Below are 22231 nucleotides of genomic sequence, written 5' to 3'. Positions count from 1 at the left end.
TCCCAACTTGCACCAGGAGGCAGGCGCCCCAGGAAAGTGCATCCTGGGTGGCCCATCAGCCGGGTCAGTCTTGGGCCCGTCGTCCGCACTGCAAACCATTTGCAGCGCTTCCCTCTGGGCAAGAAAGCAGAAATCTTCGGGCGCTCTTCCAAGCGCGAAGCCCGCAATTCTCGCCGCGTTCATTTCGGAAGTCAAGCGCCTCGTCAGGTCGGCACGCGCAGGTACTGCTGCGCGAGCGCCAAAAAGTCCCCGGGGCGGGGGTCGGTGTCCAATTCCTCGCGCAGAAGCTGCGCCACGGCGGGCACCAGATCGATGGCCTTGCGGGCGTCCAGGAACAACAGCCGGGAGCGGCGCGCGAGCATGTCTTCCACCGTGCAGGCGTACTCGTGGCGCGCGGCAAAGCGGACCATGGCCGCGCTCAGACCGCCGCCCAGGTCGGTGCGCGCGCCGGGAAGGCTTTGCACATGGGGGGCATCGCTGCCGTAGGAATGCAGGCCCGGCGCGTCGCTGATGCGCTGCTGGCCGGGCTCTGCGCCTCCCCGGGGCGCACCCACCAGGCGCAGCTGCGCGGTCATGCCCGCCGGTTTTTCTGGCAGCAGACCGTGCGCGAAGCATTTTTGCAACACGTCTTCGGCCATCACGCGGTAGGTGGTCCATTTCCCGCCCGTCACCGTCACCAGACCGCTGCGGCTGGCCAGCACCGTGTGCTCGCGGCTCAGGTGCTTGGTGTCGTCGCCTTCGTCGTGCTGCGGCTTCACCAGGGGACGCAGACCGACCCAGAGGCTGCGCACGTCCTGGGCCTGGGGCGCGCGCGCGAGGTAGCGCGCGGATTCCTCCAGGAGGAAGCGGACCTCTTCGCGCAAGGCCTGCGGTTCGCGCACGATGTCCTGGCGCGGGCTGTCGGTGGTTCCCAGAATCAGCTTGCCGAGCCAGGGGACGGCGAACAGCACCCGCCCGTCGGCGGTCCTGGGGACCATCAGCGCGTGGTCGCCGGGGAGGAAGGCGCGCTCCACCACGATGTGCGCGCCCTGGCTGGGCGCGACGAGCGCGGCGACGGGACGGCCCGTCGCCACGCCGTCCATTTGGCGCAATGCGTCCACCCACACGCCGGTGGCGTTCACCACGGCCCGCGCGCGCACCGTGAAGCGCCGGCCCCCGTGGGCGTCCTCGCAAACGAAGCCGGCGACCTTCCCGGCCTCGTGCAGCAGCGCGCGCACGGGGCAGTGGTTGAGCACCAGGGCACCCAGGCTTGCCGCCGTGCGCGCCAGCGCCAACGCCAGGCGGGCGTCGTCGAATTGCCCGTCCCAGTATTTGACGCCCCCCTTGAGCCCCTCGGCCCGGGCGCCGGGCAGGCATTCGAGCGTGCGCGCGGGCCCGAGCAAGCGGGTCGCGCCCAGCCCGGCCCGGCCCGCCAAGGCGTCGTACAGCATGAGTCCGGTGCCGTAGAAGGGCGCCTCCCAGCAGTGGTAGCAGGGCAGCACGAACGGCAGGGGCTGCGCCAGATGCGGCGCGTTGCGCAGCAGGCTCGCGCGCTCGTGCAGCGCTTCGCGCACCAGCGCGATATTCCCCTGCGCCAGGTAGCGAACCCCGCCGTGCACCAGCTTGGTGGCGCGCGACGAGGTCCCTTGGGCGAAGTCGTGCGAATCCACCAAGACCACGCTGAAGCCGCGCGCCGCCGCGTCCAGCGCGACCCCCAGGCCCGTCGCGCCGCCGCCGATCACCGCCAGGTCGTAGCGCGGCGCGCGCGCCAGACGGTCCAGCAGCGCAGCGCGGCGCGTGGGCGCAGGAGCGGGGGCAGCGGTCATGGGAGGGGATCGCGGCGCGGCGCCGGGGGAGTCAGCGTGCCTTGCCGTCCTTCCAGGCCTGCAACAGCTTGCCGTAGGCGATGGTTTCGCCCTTGGGCTTTTCATTCGCCAGCTTGGCCCAGGGGGCCTGCTTGTCGCTAAGCCATTTGGCGCTGTCGCCCTTGGGGTTGAGCTTGGGCGCGCAATGCGCCATTCCGGCGCGCTCCAGGCGGGCCAGCACCTGGTCCATTTCCTCGGCCAGCTGGTCCATCGCGCCCTGGGGGGTCTTCTCGCCGGTCACCGCCTGCGCCACGTTTTTCCACCACAGCTGCGCCAGCTTGGGGTAGTCGGGGACATTGGTTCCGGTCGGCGACCAGGCCACGCGGGCGGGGCTGCGGTAGAACTCGACCAGCCCGCCGAGCTTGGGCGCCATGTCGCTCATGGCCTGCGACTGGATGTCGCTTTCCCGAATCGGCGTCAGGCCGACGAGGGTCTTTTTGAGCGACGTGCTCTTGGCCGTCACGAACTGCGCGTAGAGCCAGGCGGCGGCGGTCTTGTTCGCGTCGTGGTTCTTGAAGAAGGTCCAGGAGCCGACGTCCTGGTAGCCGTTCTGCATTCCCGGCTTCCAGTACGGGCCGTTGGGGCCGGGAGCCATGCGCCATTTGGGCGTTCCGTCGGCGTTCACCACGGGCAGGCCGGGCCGGGTCATGTCGGCCGTGAACGCGGTGTACCAGAAGATCTGCTGCGCGATCTGGCCCTGCGCGGGCACCGGGCCGGCCTCGCCAAAGGTCATTCCCATGGCCTCTTTGGGCGCGTATTTCTTCATCCAGTCGACGTACTTGCCCAGCGCGTAGACGGCCGCCGGCGAATTGGTCGCGCCGCCGCGCGCCACCGACGCGCCCACGGGCGTGCACTTGTCGTCGGCCACGCGGATGCCCCATTCGTCGATGGGCAGGCCGTTGGGCGCGCCAACGTCGGCAGCGCCGGCCATCGACAGCCAGGCGTCGGTAAAGCGCCAGCCCAGCGACGGGTCCTTCTTGCCGTAGTCCATGTGGCCGTAGATCGGCTTGCCGTCGATGCTCTTCACGTCGCGGCTGAAGAACTCGGCAATGTCTTCGTAGGCGCTCCAGTTCAGCGGAACGCCCAGCTCGTAGCCGTACTTGGCCCTGAACTGGTCCTTGAAGTCCTGGCGCTCGAACAGGTCGGCACGGAACCAGTACAGATTCGCAAACTGCTGGTCCGGCAGCTGGTACAGCTTGCCGTCGGGGGCGGTCGTGAACCGGGTGCCGATGTAGTCCTTCAGGTCGATTCCGGGGCTGGTGTACTCCTTGCCTGCGCCGGCCATGTAGTCGCTCAGGCTCATGATCTTGCCGTAGCGGTAATGCGTTCCGATCAGGTCCGAGTCGGAGATCCAGCCGTCGTAGATCGACCGGCCCGACTGCATCGAGGTCTGCAACTTCTCGACCACGTCGCCTTCCTGTATCAGGTCGTGCCGGACCTTGATTCCAGTGATTTCCTCGAAGGCCCTGGCCAGGGTCTTGGATTCGTACTCGTGCGTGGTGATGGTCTCGGACACCACCGAGATTTCCTTCACGCCCTTGGCCTGGAGTTTCTTGGCCGCGCCGATGAACCATTTCATCTCGGCCAGCTGCTGGTCCTTGCTCAGCGTGGAGGGCTGGAACTCGCTGTCTATCCATTTTCTGGCCTCGACCTCACCCGCCATGGCGCATCCGCCCGCCATGGCCGCCATGGCGCATGCCAACGCCGTGAACCGTGTCTTCATGGTATCTGTCTCCTCATGGTCAACTCCCCCTTTGAAAGGGTCGCGCGGCTCCGGGGAAGGGTCGGATCGCGCGACGCACACACGTCATCCCTTGCGCATGATCAGGGCCAGCAGCGCCAGCGCCAACGCAAAGCCGATCCAGACCGAGGGCTCGCCCTGCAGGCTGAACCACTGCGCCAGCCGGCCGCCGATGCCGACAAAAAACAGGTTCACGTAGGCCGCCGCGAGCAGGCCGATGAAGAGCCGGTCGCCGCGGGTCGTCTCCAGCGGCAAAAAGCCCTTGCGCGGGCAGCTGGGCGATTTGATTTCCCACACCGTCATGCCGATGAGCAGCAGCACGATGCAGAAGAAAAACACCGCCACCGGCAGCGTCCAGGCCATCCATTCGAACATGCTGCGTCCTCCCCATACATTCCTCACACGCGGCCCATCGCGAATCCCTTGGCGATGTAATGGCGCACGAACCAGATCACGATGGCGCCGGGAACGATGGTCAGCACGCCCGCTGCCGCGAGCGTGGCCCAGTCCATTCCGGACGCGCTCACGGTGCGCGTCATGGTGGCCACGATGGGCTTGGCGTTGACGCTGGTGAGCGTGCGCGCGAGCAGCAGCTCGACCCAGCTGAACATGAAGCAGAAGAACGCCGTCACGCCGACCCCGGCCTTGATCAGCGGCAGGAAGATGCGCACGAAGAAGTGGGCAAAGCCGTAGCCGTCGATGTACGCGGTCTCGTCGATCTCGCGCGGGATGGCGCTCATGAAGCCTTCCAGAATCCACACCGCGAGCGGCACGTTGAACACCAGATGCGCCAGCGCCACGGCGATATGCGTGTCCATCAATCCCACGCTCGTGTAGAGCTGGAAGAACGGCAGCAGGAACACGGCGGGCGGGGTCATGCGGTTGGTCAGCAGCCAGAAGAACAGATGCCTGTCGCCCAGGAAGCGGTAGCGCGAGAACGCATACGCCGCCGGCAGCGCCACGCCGAGCGAGATCACGGTATTCATTCCCACGTAGATCAGGCTGTTGACGTAGCCCATGTACCAGGATGCGTCGCTGAAGATGGTCCGGTAGTTGTCCCAGGTGAAATGCTGCGGGAAGAAGGAGAAGGTCGAGAGGATCTCCGCGTTGGTCTTGAAGCTCATGTTGAGCATCCAGTAGATGGGCAGCATGGCGAACACCAGGTACGCGATCAGCAGCAGCGACCGCTTGTGAAAGCGCTTTTCATGCATCTGCGGTCCCTGCGTCGCGGCCGCTGCCCACGCGCTGCATCCCGTTGTAGAGGACGAAGCACAGCAGCACGATGATGAGGAAATAGATCAGCGAGAACGCCGCCGCGGGGCCCAGGTCGAACTGGCCCACGGCCTTGGTCGTGAGGTACTGGCTCAGGAAGGTGGTGGCATTGCCCGGCCCGCCGCCCGTGAGAACGAACGGCTCGGTGTAGATCATGAAGCTGTCCATGAAGCGCAGCAGCACCGCGATCATGAGCACGCCGCGCAGCCTGGGCAGCTGGATGTGGCGCAGCACGGCGTACTGGCTCGCGCCGTCTATGCACGCCGCCTGGTAGTACGCGTGCGGGATGGCGCGCAGCCCCGCGAACGCCAGCAGCGCGACCAGCGGCGTCCAGTGCCAGACGTCCATCAGCAGCACCGTGAGCCAGGCCTGGGTGGCGTTGCCGGTGTAGCTGTAGTCGATGCCGAGCTGCTGCAACACGCGGCCCATGAGGCCGATGTCCGCGCGGCTGTATATCTGCCAGATGGTTCCCACCACGTTCCACGGGATGAGCAGCGACAGGGCCAGCAGCACCAGCACCGCGGAGGACTTCCAGCCCTGCACGGGCATGGCCAGGGCCAGCGCAACGCCCAGCGGCAGTTCCAGCGCCAGCACCGCCAGCGAGAACCCGAGCTGGCGCCACAGCGCGGCGTGCAGTTCCTCGTCACGCAGCACGGCAGCAAACCATTCGGTGCCCACGAACACGCGGCGCTCGGGCGAGATGATGTCCTGCACCGAGTAGTTGACCACCGTCATCAGCGGCACGATGGCGGAGAAGGCCACGCAGACGATGACCGGAAGAATCAGCCACCAGGCCTTCTGGTTCACGGGCTTGGTCGTCGGGTTCATGCGAGCAGTTCCTCGTTCTGAAAAAAGCAGGTGTGCGCCCCGAGCAGTTGCAGCCAGACGGTGGCGCCCACCGCGGGGGGCTGCGTCTGCGGGTCCAGGCGCGCCCTGAGCCGGTGCCCGCCGAGCGTGGCGCTGAGCAGCAGATGCGTGCCTATGTCCTGCCACTGCAGCACCGTGCAGGCGAGCGCGCCGGGCTGCCCGGCTGCCGCCAGGGTCAGGTACTCGGGCCGCACGCCCAGTTGCAGCGGGCCCGCCGGCAGGGCGCGCCCGGCCGGGGCCGGCAGTCGGCAGCCCGCAATGTCGAGGCCGGCGCCGTCGGCCTGCACGGGCAGGAAGTTCATTCCGGGCGAGCCGATGAAATGCCCGACGAACGCATGCCGGGGCCGCTCGAACAGCGCCGCCGCCGATCCCAGCTGCAGCGCGCGGCCGTGGCGCATCACCAGCACCTGGTCGGCAAAGGTGAGCGCCTCGACCTGGTCGTGCGTCACGTAGATCAGCGTGAGCCGGAGCTCCTGGTGGATCTGCTTGAGCTTGCGCCGCAGCTGCCACTTCAGCTGCGGGTCGATGAGCGTGAGCGGCTCGTCGAACAGCACGGCCGCCACGTCGGGGCGCACCAGGCCGCGGCCCAGCGAGATCTTTTGCCGGACGTCGGCGCCCAGGCCCGCCGCGCGCTGGTCGAGCTGGCCGCTGAGTTCGAGCATCTCGGCGATCGCGCCCACGCGCTGGCGGATCTGCGCGCCGGGCAGCCTGCGGTTGCGCAGCGGGAACGCCAGGTTCTCGGCCACGGTCATGTTCTCGTAGACCACCGGGAACTGGAACACCTGCGCGATGTTGCGCTCCTGCGGGCTGGCGTGCGTCACGTCGCGGCCGTCGAACAGCACCCGGCCCTGCGAGGGCAGCAGCAGGCCCGACATGATGTTCAGCAGGGTGGTCTTGCCGCAGCCCGAGGGACCGAGCAGCGCGTACGCGCCCCCGTCCTCGAACTCCATTGCGAGCGGCAGCAGCGCATAGTCGCCGTCCTGCTGCGGGTGCGGCTGGTACGCGTGCGCCAGATCCAGGCCGATGCGCGCCATCTCAGCCCCCTCCCCGGCGCGCGGGCGCGCAGAGCAGCCGGCCGTCGGCGCCGAACACGTAAGCCTGCGCCGGGTCCAGATGCAGCGTGATCGCCGCCCCGAGCGCAAAGCCGTGCACGCCGGTGAGCTGCGCCACCAGGCGCCCCCAGGGCGTGGCGGCGTGCACGAAGGTGTCGGAGCCGGATATTTCCGCCAGTTCCACCACGCCGTGCACGCGCACGTCGCCCGGACGGGCGTGCACGCGCAACGCGCTGGCGCGCAGCCCCACGGTCAGCCCGGTGGCCGCTGCCGCGCCCTGCGCAAAGGGTAGCGCGAGCTGCGCGCCGTCCTCCAGGCGCACGCCCTGGGCGCTGGCCGACGCAGCCAGCAGATTCATCGGCGGATCGCTGAAGGCGCACGCCACGCACAGCGAATCGGGCGCGTGGAACACCTCGGCCGTGGGACCGTATTGCAGCAAACGGCCCGCGCCGAGCACCGCCGTATGGCCGCCCAGCAGCAGGGCCTCGGCCGGTTCGGTGGTGGCGTAGACCACCGTTGACTGCCCGGCGGCAAACAGCTCGCCGAGCTCTTCGCGCAGTTCCTCGCGCAGCTTGTAGTCCAGGTTCGCCAGGGGCTCGTCGAGCAGCACCAGCGGCGCGCCCTTGGCCAGCGCACGCGCCAGCGCCACGCGCTGCTGCTGGCCGCCCGAGAGCTCGGCCGGATGGCGCTCCAGAAACGTCTCGATATGCAGGCGGCGGGCGATCTCGCGCACCCGGGCGTCGATGTCCTTGGCGCCGCGCAGCCGCAGGGGCGACGCAATATTCGCCGCCACCGTCATCGCCGGGTAGTTGATGAACTGCTGGTACACCATGGCCACATTGCGCTTGCGCACGGGAGTGCCGGTCACGTCAACGCCATCGACCAGCACGCGGCCCGCAGTCGGCGCGTCCAGCCCGGCCATGATGCGCATCAGGCTGGTCTTGCCCGCCTGCGTGGCGCCCAGCAGCACGGTGACGCCGCCGGGCAAGGCCAGGCTCACGTCATGCAGCCAGGTCTGCGCCCCCACCTTCTTGGCTACGCCGTCCAACGCCAGCCGCATCCCGCCACCTTTCCTGGCCGTCCCCGGGGCCGTGTGAATCCCGCGCCGCCGCAGGGGGTTGGAGCGGGCGCCGCCTGTTTTCTATTTCGTTCATTTTTGTTCTTTTCTGATCGCATTGAATCAGGAACAACCCTTGATGGATTTCTTTTGCCCCGATTTACAGTATCCGAACCCTTCTGCTCCCGAATGCGCGTGAATACGAACCCCCGACAACTGCTGCTGCTCGAAGAAGTCCGCGCGCGCAAGTCCGCCACGGTCGAACACCTGGCCGAAACCCTGGGCGTGACCCTGCAGACCGTGCGCCGCGACGTGCAGCGGCTGGCCGAATCCGGCCTGCTCACGCGCTTTCACGGCGGCGTGCGCGTGCCCGGCTCGAGCGTGGAGAACCTGGCGCATACCCAGCGCGAAACGCTCAACGCCGAAAGCAAAACGCGCATTGCGCGCGCCGTCGCGCGGCAGCTGCCCAACGACTGCTCGCTGATCCTGAACATCGGCACGACCACCGAGGCCATCGCCCGGGCGCTGTTGCAGCACCGGGGCTTGCGCGTGATCACGAACAACCTGAACGTGGCCGCCATCCTGAGCGGCAACCCCGAGTGCGAGGTCATCGTCACCGGAGGGGTGGTGCGCACGCGCGACCGCGGCATCGTCGGCGAGGCCACGGTGGACTTCATCCGCCAGTTCCGGGTGGACATCGCGCTCATCGGCATCTCGGGCCTGGAGTCCGACGGCTCGCTGCGCGACTTCGACTACCGCGAGGTGAAGGTGGCGCAAACCATCATCGAACAGGCGCGCGAGGTCTGGCTCGCGGCCGACCACAGCAAGTTCAACCGCCCGGCGATGGTGCAGTTGGCCCGGCTCGCGCAGATCGACCGCCTGTTCACCGACGCGCCACCGCCCGAGCCCTTCCCCGCGCTGCTGCAGGAGGCCGGGGTGGCCTGCACCCTGGCCGACTGAGAGCGTGTGAATCCGTGTTCCCCGCGACCTTCAAGGGTTGTAGGCGCGCTCGCTGTGCTCGGTCTGATCGAGGCCGATCTGCTCCTGTTCGGCACTGACGCGCAGCCCTGCGGTCAGCAGGCCGGTGATTTTCAGCAGCACCCAGGTCACCATGGCGCAGTACGCCACGGTAAAGAGCACGCTCTTGACCTGGATCCACAGCTGGCTGGCCAATGCAAGCTCCTCGAAGCCGCCCATGGCGAGCGGCGCGAATACACCGGTCAGGATGGAGCCGACGATGCCGCCCACCCCGTGCAGGCCGAAGGCATCGAAGCTGTCGTCGTAGCCGAGTCGGCGCTTCAGCGCTCCAATGGCGAAGAAGCAGGACAGCGCGGCGACGAAGCCGATGACCAAGGCACCAGACGGACCGACGAAGCCGCAGGCCGGGGTGATGCCGACCAAGCCCGCCAGCGCACCGGAGGCAGCGCCCAGCGCGCTCGGCTTGCCGCTCCGGATCCATTCGGCCAGCAGCCACCCGAGGATGCCGGTACTGGCGGCGATCTGCGTCGTCAGCGTCGCCATGCCGGCCTTGTCGTTGGCCGCGACGGCAGAGCCCACGTTGAAGCCAAACCAGCCAACCCATAGCAAGGCGGCACCCGCCAGAGTGAAGACCAAGTTGTGCGGCGGCATGGCCGTCTGCGGGTAGCCCTTGCGCGGCCCCAGGGCCAGTGCGGCGACGAGACCTGCTACGCCCGCATTGATGTGGACCACGGTGCCACCTGCGAACTCGAGGATGCCCCAGTCGAACAGCAGCCCGCCCGGGCCGCTCCAGGCCATGTGCGCCAGCGGGATGTAGCAGAAGGTGGTCCAGAGTGCCGAGAACAGCAGGACGGATGAGAACTTCATCCGCTCGGCGAAGGCTCCCGCGATGATCGCCGGCGTGATGCAGGCGAAAGTCAACTGGAACATGGCGAATAGGCTTTCGGGGATGGTGCCCGTCAGGCTGTCGCGGCCGACGCCGTGCAGCATGAGCTTTCCGAATCCTCCGATGAAGCTGTGCAGGTTGACCGTGCCGGCCTGCATGCCGGTGGTGTCGCCAAAGGCCAGGCTGTAGCCGTAGACCGTCCAGAGCAGGCCGATGACGCCAGCGATGGCGAAGCACTGCGTGAACAGTGACAGGACGTTCTTGGTCCGCGCCATGCCGCCGTAGAACAGCGTCAGGCCGGGTACCAGCATCATCAGGACGAGCACGCTGGAGACGAGCAGCCAGCTGGTGTCGCCGCTGTTGAGCACCGCCGGTGCATCCGCGGCCAGCGCGCTGAAGGATGCCCCGGGGAGAATTGCTGCAAGCCCCAGGGTGCGTGCGCCGCGGGCAGGGCAGGATGCGCAGCCTGGCTGGCCCCGGCGCAGGATGAAAGTGGTCATGGGATGTTTTTCCGGTTCAAAGCCAACGCAAGACGGGCCTGCCCCATCGGTCCGCGCCGCGGATCAGAACGTCTGGCCGGGGAACCAGCTGGTGCCTGCCAGCGGCACCTGCGTCATGGCGGCCGACTCCAGCGTCAGCGCCACCAGGTCTTCCGGCTCCAGGTTGTGCAGGTGCGACTTGCCGCAGGCCCGCGCGATGATCTGGGCCTCCATCGTCATCACCGCGAGGTAGTTGGCCAGCCGGCGGCCGGCCAGCACCGGGTCCAGGCGTGCGGCAAGTACCGGATCCTGCGTGGTAATGCCGGCCGGGTCCCTGCCTTCGTGCCAGTCGTCGTACGCGCCGGCGGTGCTGCCGAGTGCGCGGTACTCCTCTTCATGACGCGGGTCGTTGTCGCCCAGCGCGACCAGGGCAGCGGTGCCAATGGCCACGGCATCGGCGCCCAGTGCCAGGGCCTTGGCCACGTCCGCGCCGTTGCGGATGCCGCCGGACACGATGAGCTGCACCTTGCGGTGCATGCCCAGGTCCTGCAGAGCCTTCACCGCCGGGCGGATTGCCGCCAGGATCGGGATGCCCACATGCTCGATGAACACTTCCTGCGTGGCAGCCGTGCCGCCCTGCATGCCGTCGAGCACCACCACGTCGGCGCCGGCTTTCACCGCCAGCGCCACGTCGTAGTAGGGGCGCGTGGCGCCGACCTTCACGTAGATCGGCTTTTCCCAGTCCGTGATCTCGCGCAGCTCCAGGATCTTGATTTCCAGGTCGTCCGGGCCGGTCCAGTCCGGGTGGCGGCAGGCCGAGCGCTGGTCGATGCCCTGCGGCAGACACCGCATCCTGGCCACGCGCGGGCTGATCTTCTGGCCCAGCAGCATGCCGCCGCCGCCCGGCTTGGCGCCCTGGCCGACCACCACCTCGATGGCATCGGCCTTGCGCAGGTCGTCCGGGTTCATGCCGTAGCGCGACGGCAGGTACTGGTAGACCAGGTGCCGGGACTGGCCGCGCTCTTCGGGAGTCATGCCGCCGTCGCCGGTGGTGGTGCTGGTGCCGGCGATGCTGGCGCCGCGCCCCAGTGCTTCCTTGGCATGCGCCGACAGCGCACCGAAGCTCATGCCGGCGATCGTCACCAGCGTCCTCAGATGCAGCGGCTTCTTGGCGAAGCGGTTGCCGAGGATGACGTCGGTGCCGCACTTCTCGCGGTAGCCTTCGAGCGGATAGCGGCTGATCGACGCGCCAAGGAACAGCAGGTCGTCGAAGTGCGGCAGCTTGCGCTTGGTGCCGGCGCCACGAATGTCATAGATGCCCGTGGCGGCCGCGCGGCGGATCTCCGACAGCGTTTGCTTATCGAACGTGGCCGAGAACCGCGGCAGGGTCTGCGGGATGTGGGGCGCGCTGGTCTTCGATTCGGAGGATGCGCTCATGTCAGTAAGCTCCTGCGTTATCGACATGGAAGTTGTAGAGCGTGCGGGCCGAGCCATAGAGCTTGAAAGCCGAGGGATCGACGTCGCCGTGGCCCGACTGCTTGAGCAGACCGGCCAGAAGGTCGCGTTCGGCTTCGCCGAGCGGCTTTTCCTCGCAGTCGGCGCCCAGGCTCTTGACCTTGCCGCGCACGAAGATCCGCGCTTCGTAGATCGAGTCACCCAGCGCTTCGCCAGCGTCGCCCAGGACCACCAGGTTGCCGGCCTGCGCCATGAAGGCCGAGAAGCTGCCGACCGAGCCGCCGACCACCACGTCGGCGCCCTTGAGCGAGATGGCGCAACGCAGTCCGGCGTCGCCATCGATGACCAGCAGCCCTCCCTGGGCGGTGGCGCCGGCGGCGTTCGACGCGAAGCCCTTCACATGGACCTTGCCGCTCATCATGTTCTCGGCCACACCCGTGCCGGCGCTGCCGGTGATGGTGACGTTGGCCTGTTGGTTCATGCCAGCGACGTAGTAGCCGGCATGGCCGTCGATGGTCACGCCGATCGGTGCGTTCAGGCCTGCGGCGATGGCATGGGCGCCGTTCGGATTGGCGATCGAGACCTCCAGGCCGGGCCTGCCCGGGGCTTCCTTGTGCAGGAACTGGTTGACCTCGCGCAGCGGCGTTTCGGCCAAGTCGAATTTCAGGCTTGCCATACGTACATCTCCTCGGGGGCGGGTTCAAAGACATGGGCGTTCCTGACGTCCGGCAGGTGCGCCAGGGAACGGAATTCGGAAGCAATGGCAACGTAGTCGTCGGTTTCGGCGACTACGGCCGGCTTGCAGGCGAACGGATCGCGGATGAGGGCCAGTTCGGTGGGGGTACCCATCAGGAAGGTGTAGAAGCCGTCGAGGACTGCGAAACCCTTCTGGAGCGCATCCTTCAACGCATCGCCTTCGCGCAGACGCCACTCCAGGAAGCGGGTGGCTGCCTCGGTGTCGTTGTCCGTGTCGAAGCCGATGCCGTAAGGCGCCAGCATGCGGCGGATGCCGTTGGGATTCGACAGCGAGCCGTTGTGCACCAGGCAGAAGTCCTCGCCGGCGGTGAACGGATGGGCGCGGTCGGGCGTGACCGTCGACTCGGTGGCCATGCGGGTGTGCGCGACCAGGTGGGTGCCCTGGAAGTTGCCAAAGCCATAGCGTGCGGCGACCTCGGCGGGCGTCCCGACGTCCTTGTAGAGGTCGATGCTCTTGCCCGCCGAGAACACCTTGAGCAGTGGTTCGTAGCCCTTGATCCAGGTCCTGACCGCTTCTGGTTCGAGCGCGAACGAAACGATGCCGTGCTTGCCCTTGACCGCGACCTCTGCCTGCGCATTCAGCGCCTGGTTCAGCGCGCGCACCAACGCATGCCAGTCGTAATGATCCCCGCCCTCGACATCGCCGGAGAACACGCTGACCTTCTTGCGGCTGCCTGTCAGCGGGGGCGTGAAGATCGCAAGGCCGGCAGAGTCCGGGCCGCGCTCGGTCATTCCGATCAGCATCGGGACCGTGAGTTGGCCCAACTGCTCGCGCAGCGCAGGCTTTTTTACGAGCAGTCCAACAATTCCGCACATGGCGGTTTTCCTTTCAGAAGAATTCAAGGTATTGCTTGATTTCCCACTCGGAGACATGGCGCTGGTACTCCAGACACTCCATGCGCTTGAGTTTGAGAAATTCGGGGGCGACGGGGCCGAGGGCTTCGAAGATCACCGGGTCGGCCTCGAACTGGTCGAGCGCGGCTCCCAGGCTCTGCGGCAGCAGCCCGATGCCAGCCTTGGCCAGCTGGGTATCTGTCCATTCGTAGAGATTGGTGTTCTGCGGTGCGCCCGGATCACGCTGGCGGTCCATGCCGTCCATGCCGGCCGCGATGACGGCTGCGGTGGCCAGGTAAGGGTTGGCCGAGCCGTCGGGCAGGCGCAACTCAAGCCGGCCTTTGGGGATGCGGATCATGCTGGAGCGGTTGTTGTCGCCGTAGCTGATGTAGGCCGGCGCCCAGGTTGCGCCCGTCAATGAGCGGCCGACCACCAGCCGCTTGTAGGAGTTGACGGTCGGCGCGCACAGCGCGGTCAGCGCCGGGGCATGGGCCAGCAGGCCGCCGAGGAAGTGGTAGGCCAGCTGAGACAGCTCCAGGCCGCGCGGATCGCCCTTGTCCTCGAACAGGTTGCGCTTGCCGTCACCGATCGACAGGTGCATGTGCATGCCATTGCCCGGCCGGTTGGCAAACGGCTTGGGCATGAAGGAGCACACCAGGCCGAGTTCGTTGGCGATCTCGGATGCCGCCATCTTGAAGAACACGAAGTGGTCGGCCGAGGTCAGGCAGTTGTCGTAGGTGAAATTCAGCTCGAACTGCCCGTTGGCGTCTTCGTGGTCGATCTGGTAGACGTCGATGCCCGTGGCGCGCAGCACGTTGGACAGCCGCTCCAGGAACTCGCGGGTGCGTGACAGACCCTTGTAGTCGTAACAGGGTTTGGCCAGCGTGTCGCTTGGATCGCACGGCGCGATGCTGCCGTGCTCGCCGCGGCGCAGCAGCGAGAACTCGGGCTCCAGTCCGGTGAACAGCGTGTAGCCGCGCTCAGCCAGCCGGGCGATCTGCTTTCGCAGCGTGACGCGGCTGTCGTAGGCCCACGGCTTTCCTTGTACGTTGCCTTCGCAGACAATGCGCGCCAAGCCCGGCTGCCAGGGCACGGTCGTCAGGGTGGACAAGTCACCCACGGCCATGAAGTCCGGGCCGTTGGGCTCAATGCCGACGCCCCAGATGGCAAAGCCGGCAAAACCTGCGCCAGCCTCCAGCACCATGGGCAAGTGGGAGACAGGCACGGACTTGGCCTTTGCCACGCCGTGGATGTCCACGAATTGGGCCAGGACATAGCTGATACCTGCGGTTCGCAAGTACTCCTGGGCCTGTTCTACGGTTTCGAACCGGGGCGGCTTCACCAGTTCGCCGGACGACGGTGCCAAAAGGACTGAGGGGTCTGATTTCACGAGTCAAGCTCCTGGTGCAAGAAAGGGCGGGACTACCAGAGGGACGTTTCACCTATCTGGGGCATTCCGTCGTCATGATTCCTGCAATGCAACTAATATGCCTACTGTGAATTTATTATGGGATGCATCCGCATCCAACCTGTCCAAGCTCTCGACCATGGAAAACAGCAACGAAAGCCGCATGACTGCGCTGGAGGAATCGGTCGGCGCGGCTATCCGCGAACTCCGTCTGAAAGAGGGGCTGACCATCGCGGAAGTCTCCGAACTCGCGGGGATCAGTCGAGGCATGCTCTCGAAGATCGAGACCGGCAGCACGATGGCCGGCATGGATACGCTCGCGCGCATCGCGCGTGCGCTGGGCGTGGCCATGTCCGTGCTGTTCAGCAAGTACGACGCCGAAACCTCGAGCGCCCAGCACGTCAGGAAAGGTGCGGGTATGGAAGTGGTGCGCCGTGGCACCAAAAGCGGACATACCTATCACCTGCTCGCCTATGGGCAGGGCGCAGTGAAGCTGTTCGAGCCGTTCCTCATCACGATGGAAGACGACTCTCAGCGGTACCCCACGTTCCAGCACCCTGGCACCGAGTTCCTCTACATGCTCAGCGGATGCATCGCGTACCGCAGTGGCAACCAGACCTATGTGCTCGAACCAGGCGACTCGCTGACCTTCGATGGCAAGGTGGCGCACGGGCCAGAGAAGCTGCTCAAGTTTCCGATCAAGTTCCTGTCGGTCATCGTGTACCCGCACCGTGCCGAATGAACGAAGGCCCGACCCGCGGTGGCCGCGGACCGGGCCTGTGCCAGGGCGATGCGACGGTGCGGGCTACGTGCCTGGGTCGTTGGGGCCACCGCCGCCCTCTGGCGAGACCCGGACGATGTTTTGCTTCGGCTCTCAGGCTGTTGCCGCAGGCAGGCCGGACTGCAGCGCGGGCAGTGCATCGAACAGGTCGCCCACGATGCCGTAGTCCGCGATCTGGAAGATCGGTGCATCCGGGTCCTTGTTGATGGCAACGATGCACTTGGCATCCTTGATGCCGGCCAGATGCTGGATGGCACCGGAGATGCCGAGGGCTACGCACAGGTCCGGCGCAAGCACTTTCGCTGGCTCGCAGTCCAGTGGCATACGCAAAATCCAGCACGAAGCAAGAACAAACGCCTCCATCAACTTGAAACCTCAAAGGACACCCCACACCGGCCGGAAATTCCGGCGGTTTGGGCGTACCACCCCTACAATGCGGCTTTGTTGCACAAGTCGGAAGAAGAACGAGATGATCCCAACCCCAGGCGCAGCTATGCCACAGCAGCCACGGGCACCGTTGGCGGGCGCCCGAGTTGCGTGAAGCGGTTGAGCAGAGCCACCCGCACATGCAACTCCACCACCTGACGCTCAAACGTGCGCGCCATCACCCGCTCGCCCAGGCGCTTGAAGCAATGCATCTTGGTCTCCACCAGGCTGCGGCGGTGGTAGCCGCTCCGCTTCTTCCAGATGCTGTGCCCCAGCCTGTGGCAGGCTTTGAGCGCATCGTTGCGAGCCGTCGCTCCCGAGAGCGTGGCCTTCCAAGCTTGGGCGTTCTTGCGCGGAGGAATCACCGCCTGCGTCCCACGTTGAACGATCGCCGCATGGCACGCCTTGGTGTCGTAGGCACCGTCCCCACTGACGCTGGCCACCGCTTCATCGGGTGGGATCTGGCTCAGCAACTCGGGCAGCATGGGTGCATCGCCCACGCTGTTGTCGGTCACTTCGATGGCCCGAATCTCCAGTGTGTTCGCAAGAGCTTGAGCGATGCCGCTCAGAGGAGCATGAGCCGAATGAAGGAGATTGCATGACGCGCCGAGTGGTTGTGACCGGGCTCGGCATTGTTTCTCCTCTCGGTTGCGGTGTGGAGTTGGTGTGGCGGCGCCTCATTGGCGGATGCTCCGGGCTGCGCCTTCTGGCGGACGAGATTGCCGACGATCTTCCCGCCAAGGTTGGCGGGATTGTGCAAGACAGGACCACCGATCCCGAGGGTGGTTTCGATCCTGAAATCTCGACTTCGCGCAAGGAGTTGAAGAAGATGGATCGATTCATCCAGATGGCGATGGTCGCCGCTGACGAGGCGCTGACAGATGCCGGATGGATCCCGCAAACGAACCATGATCGTGAGCGAACTGCGACCATCGTTGCGTCGGGCATCGGCGGATTTCCCGCGCTGGCCCATGCGGTCAGGACGGGCGAAAGTCCTGGCGTGCGCAGGCTGTCGCCTTTCACTATTCCGTCTTTCCTGTCGAACCTGGCGGCTGGACAAATATCGATCAAGCATCAGTTTCGGGGGGCGATTGGTTGCCCCGTAACGGCCTGCGCGGCCAGCGTGCAGGCGATTGGCGACGCGATGCGCCTGATCCGCACTGGGGAGGCGGACATCGTGTTGGCCGGCGGCGCCGAAGCGGCTTTTGACAAAGTGAGCATTGGCGGGTTCGCGGCGGCGCGGGCTTTGTCGACAAGCTTCAACGATCAACCGACTCGTGCTTCGCGCCCCTTCGATCGCGACCGTGACGGGTTCGTGATGGGTGAAGGCGCAGCCATGTTGGTGGTCGAGGCGCTGGACCATGCAGTTGCGCGCGGCGCTCGCCCGATCGCCGAAGTCATCGGCTACGGAACCACCTCGGATGCCTATCACATAACGGCCGGCCCCGATGATGGCTCGGGTGCCATGCGGGCGATGAAGCTGGCCCTGGCAATGGCGGAAATGGCGCCGAATCGTGTGGACTACGTGAATGCGCACGCTACATCGACGCCGGTTGGCGATGCCGGAGAAATCGCTGCCTTGAAGACAGTGTTCGGAACAGGAGCAGCAGGCCCCGCCATTTCCTCCACCAAATCGGCGACGGGGCATTTGCTGGGAGCGGCGGGTGCCATCGAGGCGGTGTTCTCCGTTCTTGCGCTCAGAGACGGAGTTCTGCCTGGCACGCTCAATCTGGAGCACCTCGACGAGTGCGCGATGGGCCTCGATCTGATCGGGCCAACGGCGCGTCGTGCCCCCATCCAGATTGCCCTATCCAACGGGTTCGGGTTCGGAGGTGTCAACGCTTCGGTGCTCTTTCAACGATTCCCGGCTTCACTCTAAAAGAAGTCCCTCCGTGTTGGACGCCCTGATTGTTGGCGCGCACTGTGCCGGTGCCACGCTCGCGATCCATCTATTTGGCACGCGCCGGCAAACGCGTCATTGCCATCGACGCGAACCATACGCAGCCGCAAAGTTGTGATCGACGATCGGACGTGGCGCTGCGTGCGCGGGGCTTCCGCGAGGCTTGTAATGCGTGGGTAGGGCAGGTTCGGGCACACCGGCCTTCTCGCGCCGCGCCCTGTCATCGGCCCATTGCTGGGGCAGGTACAACTGCCAGGCCGTGGGCAGGCTGCCCGCCAGGCAAGCCAGACTGACATGTGCATGGTCTGTTCTTCGAATCCGGGGGGAGGATGCTGCCGGGGCAGTCGTCAGGAGACGGCACCCAGTCCATACTTTCCGGTCAGCAGCTTGCCGGTACGAAAGCGCTCGAGTGCATAGGGGGTGATGTCCACCTCGGTCTTCAGGCCCAGGGCCGACTGGGCGAGCAGGCGGCCCACCGCGGGCGACAGCTTGAAGCCGTGGCCCGAGAAGCCATAGCCCACGACCAGGCCCGGCAGATCCGGCAGGCGGCCAAGCACGGGGTTCCAGTCGGGTGTCACGTCGTAGACGCCGGTCCACGACGAGGCCACGCCAGCGGTTTCGTAGGAGGGGAAGCGTTCGGCCACCTGGCCGCCGACTTCCAGCATGTAGTCCATGCTGACGTCGCCCTGCGCGTTGTCAGGCGTGGGCAATGTCTCGCCGGCGATGCCTTCGCTCACCAGCATCTGGGTGCCGCCGTAGCTCCGGCAGTACAGCATGCCGGGCGATCCCAGGTCCTTGCAGACCGGCATCTGGAAGGTGTAGGCCCGGGGTCCTTCCAGCGCCAGCACGCTGTGGCGCTCGGGCACGACCGGGCTGGGGATGCCGGTCCAGCGTTCGATGTCGGTCGCCCAGATGTTCTGGGTGCTGATGACCGTGCCCGAGAAGAAGGTGCCCATCGAGGTCTGCACGCCGGCAACCTTGCCGCCTTCGAGCAGCAGTTTCTCGACTGCCACCCCCTCGATGATCTTGACGCCCTGACGCCGCGCCGTCCGGGCGAAGCTGGTTGCGACCAGGTAGGCATCGGCGAAGCCAGCCTCCGGCTCGTAGCCGATCAGCGCGGCGTCGTCGAAGCGGGCGATGGGCAGCAACTCCGACGCATGCTCGCGGCTGAGGAATTGCACCTCGATGCCCTGCGCCTGTTGTGCCTTGAGCGAGGCCTCCAGCGGGGCGAGTTTGGCGCCTTCGGGCGCGGCAATCAGGTAGCCGCACTGGACCAAGCCCGCGGCGGCGTCCTCGTCGCCCAGGTAGTTCTGGAAGTCGTTGAACACCTGCCAGGACGCTTGTGCCAGCCGCACGTTCTCGATGACCGAGTAGTGGGTGCGCAGGATGCCGCTGGACTGAGACGTGGTGCCGGAGCCGATCTGTGTGCGCTCCAGAACCAGTACCTTCTTGCAGCCCAGGTGGGCCAGATGGTAGGCGACCGAGCTGCCGATGACACCGGCGCCGATCACGATTGCGTCAAAACTTTCCATGTCTGTTCCCGCGTGGTGGACGAATGGACGCCAGCTTAGGAGCGCTGCTTTCTTTCGGCCTTTACTGAAGTAAATATAAAGATCAATATCTGTTTTATTTCAGGTTCGGTTCCGCGGACCTTTCAAGAGGAACATCCATCCACCATGATCCGCAAGGCCCCTGCATCTCTGCAAGCCGGTGGCCCGCCGGTGCGGCGTGCACACGCACTGCCTGACCTCCACGCGCTCGATACCTTCGTGACCGTCTGTGCGTCGGGCTCGATGGCCGCTGCGGCCCAGCGGCTGGGCGTGAGCCAGAGTGCCATCAGCCAGACCATCAAGGTGCTCGAATCGGCGTACGGCGTGCAGTTGCTTGATCGCGAGGTGCGGCCGGCACGCGCCACCCGCGCAGGGGAGCTGCTGCTGGAGATGGCCAACGGCCTGCTGGCAGATGCGCGCACCATCGCGGACCGCCTGCGCCAGAGCGTCCGCCAGGATCACGCGCAGATCCGTCTCGGCTGCGTGGATTCATTCGCTGCGACGGTGGGACCATCGCTCATCCGTGCGCTGTCGGCGTCCGCGCGTCAGCTGCAGCTGTGGTCCGGCCTCACGCCGGGCCTGAATGCCCAGCTTCTGGCCCGCGACCTGGATCTGGCCGTCTGCACCGAGCTGCCCACGGATGCGCGGGTCTCGCACCGCCTGCTGTTCTCTGAATCCTGGGTGGCCGTCTTTGCGCCGGGGCGCCCGCTCGACCCGATCACCCACCTGCGCGACCTGAAGGAGCGCGCCGGCGCGCTGCCGCTGGTCCGCTACACCACGCGTTCGGTGATCGGCCAGCAGGTCGAGCGCTTTCTGCGGCACCTGGGGCTGGAAATGCCTCAGCGCTTCGCGTTCGACGCCACGGACCCGCTGCTCAGCATGGTGGCAGCGGGGCTGGGCTGGGCCATCAGCACACCGCTGTGCCTATGGCAGTCGCGCGCCTGGCTGGATCAAGTGCAGGTGCTGACGCTACCCGCCGCCCGGCTCGGATACCGGGACTTCCACCTGCTGTGCCGCGACGCGGAATGGACGCGGACGGCCGACGAAATCGTGAACCTCACGCACCAGTCCATGCGGCGCGAACTGCTGCCGGCCCTGCACAAGGCTATGCCCCATCTGTCCTCCGACTCCATCGTGGTGCGGCTGCAAGCCAACGACGCTCCTCCTGTATCTTCCTGAAAAAGGCCCCCATGACCGTTCCCGTCTTCGACCTCCATGCCGGCACTGTTCCAGTCCTGATCTCGATCCCGCACCTGGGCCGGATCATTCCTGAAGAGATCCGTCCTTCGTTGACTGATGAGGCATTCATCGTCAGCGATACGGACTGGCATCTGGAAAATCTGCCAGCCACCCCCGCCCGCGTTTGCATGCGCTCTCATCCACTCCCTGCCCGCCCCCATGACCTATCTGCTCGCGCTCGACCAAGGCACTTCCAGCTCCCGCAGCATCGTCTTTGACGAACAGGGCCGCAGCGTCGCGCAGGCGCAGCTGGAGCTGACGCAAATCTATCCCCGGCCCGGCTGGGTGGAGCACGACCCGCTGGAGATTTGGCGCACCCAGCTGGCCACGGCGCGCGCTGCGCTGCACCAGGCGGGAATCGCCGCCAGCGCCGTGCGCGCCGTGGGCATCACGAACCAGCGCGAAACCACCGTGCTGTGGAACCGCAAGACCGGCCAGCCCGTGCACCACGCCATCGTCTGGCAGGACCGGCGCTCCGAGCCCGCGTGCGCGCAGCTGCGTGCGCAGGGCCACGGCGCCGCGATCCAGGCGAGAACGGGCCTGCTGATCGACGCGTACTTCTCGGGCAGCAAGCTGCAATGGCTGCTCGACCATGTTCCCGGCGCGCGCGCGCAGGCCGAACGCGGCGAGCTGGCTTTTGGCACCGTGGACAGCTGGCTGATGTGGAATCTCACCCACGGCCAGCTGCACGCGACCGACGTGAGCAACGCCGCGCGCAGCATGCTGTTCGACGTGCACGAGAACCGCTGGGACGACGCGCTGCTGGCCCTGCTGCGCATCCCCCGGTCGCTGCTGCCCGAGGTCCTGCCGTCGAGCGCGCACTTTGGCGACACCGCGCCCGACCTGCTGGGCCACGGCATCCGCATCGGCGGCGTCGCAGGCGACCAGCAAAGCGCGCTGTTCGGCCAAGCCTGCTTTGGCGCGGGAATGACCAAGAACACCTATGGCACGGGCTGCTTCATGCTCATGCACCTGGGCGCCCGATTCCAGACCAGCCAGAACGGCCTGCTGACCACCAGCGCGGCGCAGATCGCGCCCACGCCCGTCGCTGGCGCCGGGCCGACTGCGTCGGAGCGGGCCTACGCACTGGAGGGCAGCGTCTTCGTCGCTGGCGCCGTGGTGCAGTGGCTGCGCGACGGCCTGCGCGCCATCGCCCATAGCGGCGAGGTCGAGGCCCTGGCGCGCAGCGTTCCCGACGCGGGCGGCGTGCTGCTGGTTCCGGCCTTCACCGGCCTGGGCGCCCCGTACTGGAAGCCCGACGCGCGCGGCACCATCACGGGCCTGACGCGCGGCAGCACGCTGGCCCATATTGCGCGCGCAGCGCTCGAGAGCATCGCCTACCAGAGCGCCGCGCTGCTGCAGGCCATGGGCCGCGACGCCGCAGCCGCAGGCGCCGCCCCGGTGCATGAACTGCGCGTGGACGGCGGCGCCTGCGCGAACGACCTGCTGATGCAGTTCCAGGCCGACCTGCTGGGCATCCCGGTGCTGCGCCCCGCGGTGATCGAGACCACCGCGCTGGGCGCCGCCTACCTGGCGGGCCTGTCCAGCGGCGTGTACCGCAGCACGCACGAGATCGCGCAGCTGTGGCGCGCCGAGCGCCGCTTCGAGCCCAGCCTGGACAGCGCCCGCGCGCAGGAGCTGATGGCCAACTGGGAGCGGGCCGTGCGCCAGACCACGGCGTAATACGCCATAGGATGCGCTGGACA

19 protein-coding genes and 3 pseudogenes are annotated in these 22231 nt (G+C 66.7%); 6 read left to right on the top strand and 16 right to left on the bottom strand.

Annotation, left to right across the window (positions count from 1 at the left end; translation table 11 throughout):
- Positions 1-203: 203 nt before the first annotated feature.
- The 7 genes from D5041_RS03495 to D5041_RS03465 all read right to left on the bottom strand — a co-directional run bounded on the left by D5041_RS03495 (position 204) and on the right by D5041_RS03465 (position 7836).
- Complete coding sequence (locus tag D5041_RS03495) at positions 204-1805, bottom strand: glycerol-3-phosphate dehydrogenase/oxidase (protein ID WP_265283885.1); 1602 nt, start codon at positions 1803-1805, stop codon at positions 204-206.
- Positions 1806-1836: 31 nt separating this feature from the next.
- The gene (locus tag D5041_RS03490; protein WP_265283884.1) at positions 1837-3567 is read right to left on the bottom strand and encodes an ABC transporter substrate-binding protein; all 1731 of its coding nucleotides are present in this window, start codon (positions 3565-3567) and stop codon (positions 1837-1839) included.
- Between the two features lie 84 nt (positions 3568-3651).
- A complete protein-coding gene (locus tag D5041_RS03485; protein WP_265258286.1) occupies positions 3652-3960 on the bottom strand; it encodes a DUF2160 domain-containing protein in 309 nt (102 codons plus the stop codon).
- 23 nt (positions 3961-3983) lie between these two features.
- Positions 3984-4796, bottom strand: a complete 813-nt coding sequence (locus D5041_RS03480; protein ID WP_010102795.1) for a carbohydrate ABC transporter permease — start codon at positions 4794-4796, stop codon at positions 3984-3986.
- A complete protein-coding gene (locus tag D5041_RS03475; RefSeq protein WP_010102794.1) occupies positions 4789-5685 on the bottom strand; it encodes a carbohydrate ABC transporter permease in 897 nt (298 codons plus the stop codon). Before D5041_RS03475 ends, D5041_RS03480 begins: the two co-directional genes overlap by 8 nt.
- Positions 5682-6758 (bottom strand): ABC transporter ATP-binding protein, encoded by a 1077-nt coding sequence (locus tag D5041_RS03470; RefSeq protein WP_265258288.1) that lies wholly within the window; start codon positions 6756-6758, stop codon positions 5682-5684. The genes D5041_RS03475 and D5041_RS03470 overlap by 4 nt, the downstream gene beginning before the upstream one ends.
- Before the next feature lies 1 nt (position 6759).
- A complete protein-coding gene (locus D5041_RS03465) occupies positions 6760-7836 on the bottom strand; it encodes an ABC transporter ATP-binding protein (RefSeq protein WP_265282279.1) in 1077 nt (358 codons plus the stop codon).
- Positions 7837-8028: 192 nt separating this feature from the next.
- Between D5041_RS03465 and D5041_RS03460 the strand changes: the two genes are divergently transcribed.
- Entirely contained in the window at positions 8029-8793 is a 765-nt protein-coding gene (locus tag D5041_RS03460; RefSeq protein WP_029554177.1) for a DeoR/GlpR family DNA-binding transcription regulator, read from the top strand.
- A 30-nt stretch (positions 8794-8823) separates the two neighbouring features.
- Here D5041_RS03460 and D5041_RS03455 read toward each other — a convergent pair whose 3' ends face one another.
- The 5 genes from D5041_RS03455 to glnT form a co-directional block, all read right to left on the bottom strand.
- Positions 8824-10197, bottom strand: a complete 1374-nt coding sequence (locus tag D5041_RS03455; protein WP_010102789.1) for an ammonium transporter — start codon at positions 10195-10197, stop codon at positions 8824-8826.
- A gap of 63 nt (positions 10198-10260) precedes the next feature.
- On the bottom strand, positions 10261-11613 hold the full coding sequence (locus D5041_RS03450; protein ID WP_265283883.1) for an FMN-binding glutamate synthase family protein: 1353 nt from the start codon (positions 11611-11613) through the stop codon (positions 10261-10263).
- 1 nt (position 11614) lies between these two features.
- The gene (locus tag D5041_RS03445; RefSeq protein ID WP_265258292.1) at positions 11615-12307 is read right to left on the bottom strand and encodes a GltB/FmdC/FwdC-like GXGXG domain-containing protein; all 693 of its coding nucleotides are present in this window, start codon (positions 12305-12307) and stop codon (positions 11615-11617) included.
- Positions 12295-13203 (bottom strand): class II glutamine amidotransferase domain-containing protein, encoded by a 909-nt coding sequence (locus D5041_RS03440; protein ID WP_265258293.1) that lies wholly within the window; start codon positions 13201-13203, stop codon positions 12295-12297. Before D5041_RS03440 ends, D5041_RS03445 begins: the two co-directional genes overlap by 13 nt.
- 13 nt (positions 13204-13216) lie before the next feature.
- A complete protein-coding gene (gene glnT / locus D5041_RS03435; protein ID WP_010102784.1) occupies positions 13217-14587 on the bottom strand; it encodes a type III glutamate--ammonia ligase in 1371 nt (456 codons plus the stop codon).
- Positions 14588-14768: 181 nt separating this feature from the next.
- Between glnT and relB the strand changes: the two genes are divergently transcribed.
- Complete coding sequence (gene relB / locus D5041_RS03430) at positions 14769-15371, top strand: type II toxin-antitoxin system RelB family anti-toxin (protein WP_265258294.1); 603 nt, start codon at positions 14769-14771, stop codon at positions 15369-15371.
- A 132-nt stretch (positions 15372-15503) separates the two neighbouring features.
- Here relB and D5041_RS03425 read toward each other — a convergent pair.
- Positions 15504-15710 (bottom strand): annotated as a pseudogene (locus D5041_RS03425) (FAD-binding protein); the annotation flags it as partial.
- A 191-nt stretch (positions 15711-15901) separates the two neighbouring features.
- Positions 15902-16381 (bottom strand): annotated as a pseudogene (locus D5041_RS03420) (IS5 family transposase); the annotation flags it as partial.
- Positions 16382-16434: 53 nt separating this feature from the next.
- Between D5041_RS03420 and fabF the strand changes: the two are divergent.
- Positions 16435-17715 (top strand): beta-ketoacyl-ACP synthase II, encoded by a 1281-nt coding sequence (fabF, locus tag D5041_RS03415; RefSeq protein WP_265283882.1) that lies wholly within the window; start codon positions 16435-16437, stop codon positions 17713-17715.
- 177 nt (positions 17716-17892) lie between these two features.
- Here fabF and D5041_RS22075 read toward each other — a convergent pair.
- Positions 17893-18087, bottom strand: a pseudogene (locus D5041_RS22075) (transposase); the annotation flags it as partial.
- On the bottom strand, positions 18084-19268 hold the full coding sequence (locus D5041_RS03405) for an NAD(P)/FAD-dependent oxidoreductase (protein ID WP_265283881.1): 1185 nt from the start codon (positions 19266-19268) through the stop codon (positions 18084-18086). The gene D5041_RS03405 and the pseudogene D5041_RS22075, both read right to left, overlap by 4 nt.
- Positions 19269-19412: 144 nt before the next feature.
- On the opposite strand from D5041_RS03405, the gene D5041_RS03400 reads away from it, so the two are divergent.
- From D5041_RS03400 to glpK, 3 genes are read left to right on the top strand one after another with little or no spacing between them, the layout of a single operon-like run.
- A complete protein-coding gene (locus tag D5041_RS03400) occupies positions 19413-20465 on the top strand; it encodes a LysR family transcriptional regulator (RefSeq protein ID WP_265283880.1) in 1053 nt (350 codons plus the stop codon).
- Between the two features lie 11 nt (positions 20466-20476).
- On the top strand, positions 20477-20743 hold the full coding sequence (locus D5041_RS03395; RefSeq protein ID WP_265283879.1) for a hypothetical protein: 267 nt from the start codon (positions 20477-20479) through the stop codon (positions 20741-20743).
- Positions 20685-22208 carry a glycerol kinase GlpK gene (glpK, locus tag D5041_RS03390; protein WP_265283878.1) on the top strand — a complete coding sequence of 508 codons (1524 nt, stop codon included), beginning with the start codon at positions 20685-20687 and terminating at the stop codon, positions 22206-22208. The genes D5041_RS03395 and glpK overlap by 59 nt, the downstream gene beginning before the upstream one ends.
- Positions 22209-22231 lie beyond the last annotated feature (23 nt).

The sequence above is a fragment of the Verminephrobacter aporrectodeae subsp. tuberculatae genome (genome assembly GCF_026127385.1).
Lineage (GTDB): Bacteria > Pseudomonadota > Gammaproteobacteria > Burkholderiales > Burkholderiaceae_C > Acidovorax > Acidovorax aporrectodeae.
The sequence above is the reverse complement of the archived record's forward strand: the minus strand, read 5'-3'. Positions and strand labels throughout refer to the sequence as shown.

Coding starts and splice junctions, on each gene's coding strand:
- D5041_RS03495 (WP_265283885.1), bottom strand. CDS start 1,805: ATGACCGCTGCCCCCGCTCCTGCGCCCACGCGCCGCGCTGCGCTGCTG.
- D5041_RS03490 (WP_265283884.1), bottom strand. CDS start 3,567: ATGAAGACACGGTTCACGGCGTTGGCATGCGCCATGGCGGCCATGGCG.
- D5041_RS03485 (WP_265258286.1), bottom strand. CDS start 3,960: ATGTTCGAATGGATGGCCTGGACGCTGCCGGTGGCGGTGTTTTTCTTC.
- D5041_RS03480 (WP_010102795.1), bottom strand. CDS start 4,796: ATGCATGAAAAGCGCTTTCACAAGCGGTCGCTGCTGCTGATCGCGTAC.
- D5041_RS03475 (WP_010102794.1), bottom strand. CDS start 5,685: ATGAACCCGACGACCAAGCCCGTGAACCAGAAGGCCTGGTGGCTGATT.
- D5041_RS03470 (WP_265258288.1), bottom strand. CDS start 6,758: ATGGCGCGCATCGGCCTGGATCTGGCGCACGCGTACCAGCCGCACCCG.
- D5041_RS03465 (WP_265282279.1), bottom strand. CDS start 7,836: ATGCGGCTGGCGTTGGACGGCGTAGCCAAGAAGGTGGGGGCGCAGACC.
- D5041_RS03455 (WP_010102789.1), bottom strand. CDS start 10,197: ATGACCACTTTCATCCTGCGCCGGGGCCAGCCAGGCTGCGCATCCTGC.
- D5041_RS03450 (WP_265283883.1), bottom strand. CDS start 11,613: ATGAGCGCATCCTCCGAATCGAAGACCAGCGCGCCCCACATCCCGCAG.
- D5041_RS03445 (WP_265258292.1), bottom strand. CDS start 12,307: ATGGCAAGCCTGAAATTCGACTTGGCCGAAACGCCGCTGCGCGAGGTC.
- D5041_RS03440 (WP_265258293.1), bottom strand. CDS start 13,203: ATGTGCGGAATTGTTGGACTGCTCGTAAAAAAGCCTGCGCTGCGCGAG.
- relB (WP_265258294.1), top strand. CDS start 14,769: ATGGAAAACAGCAACGAAAGCCGCATGACTGCGCTGGAGGAATCGGTC.
- fabF (WP_265283882.1), top strand. CDS start 16,435: ATGACGCGCCGAGTGGTTGTGACCGGGCTCGGCATTGTTTCTCCTCTC.
- D5041_RS03405 (WP_265283881.1), bottom strand. CDS start 19,268: ATGGAAAGTTTTGACGCAATCGTGATCGGCGCCGGTGTCATCGGCAGC.
- D5041_RS03400 (WP_265283880.1), top strand. CDS start 19,413: ATGATCCGCAAGGCCCCTGCATCTCTGCAAGCCGGTGGCCCGCCGGTG.
- D5041_RS03395 (WP_265283879.1), top strand. CDS start 20,477: ATGACCGTTCCCGTCTTCGACCTCCATGCCGGCACTGTTCCAGTCCTG.
- glpK (WP_265283878.1), top strand. CDS start 20,685: ATGACCTATCTGCTCGCGCTCGACCAAGGCACTTCCAGCTCCCGCAGC.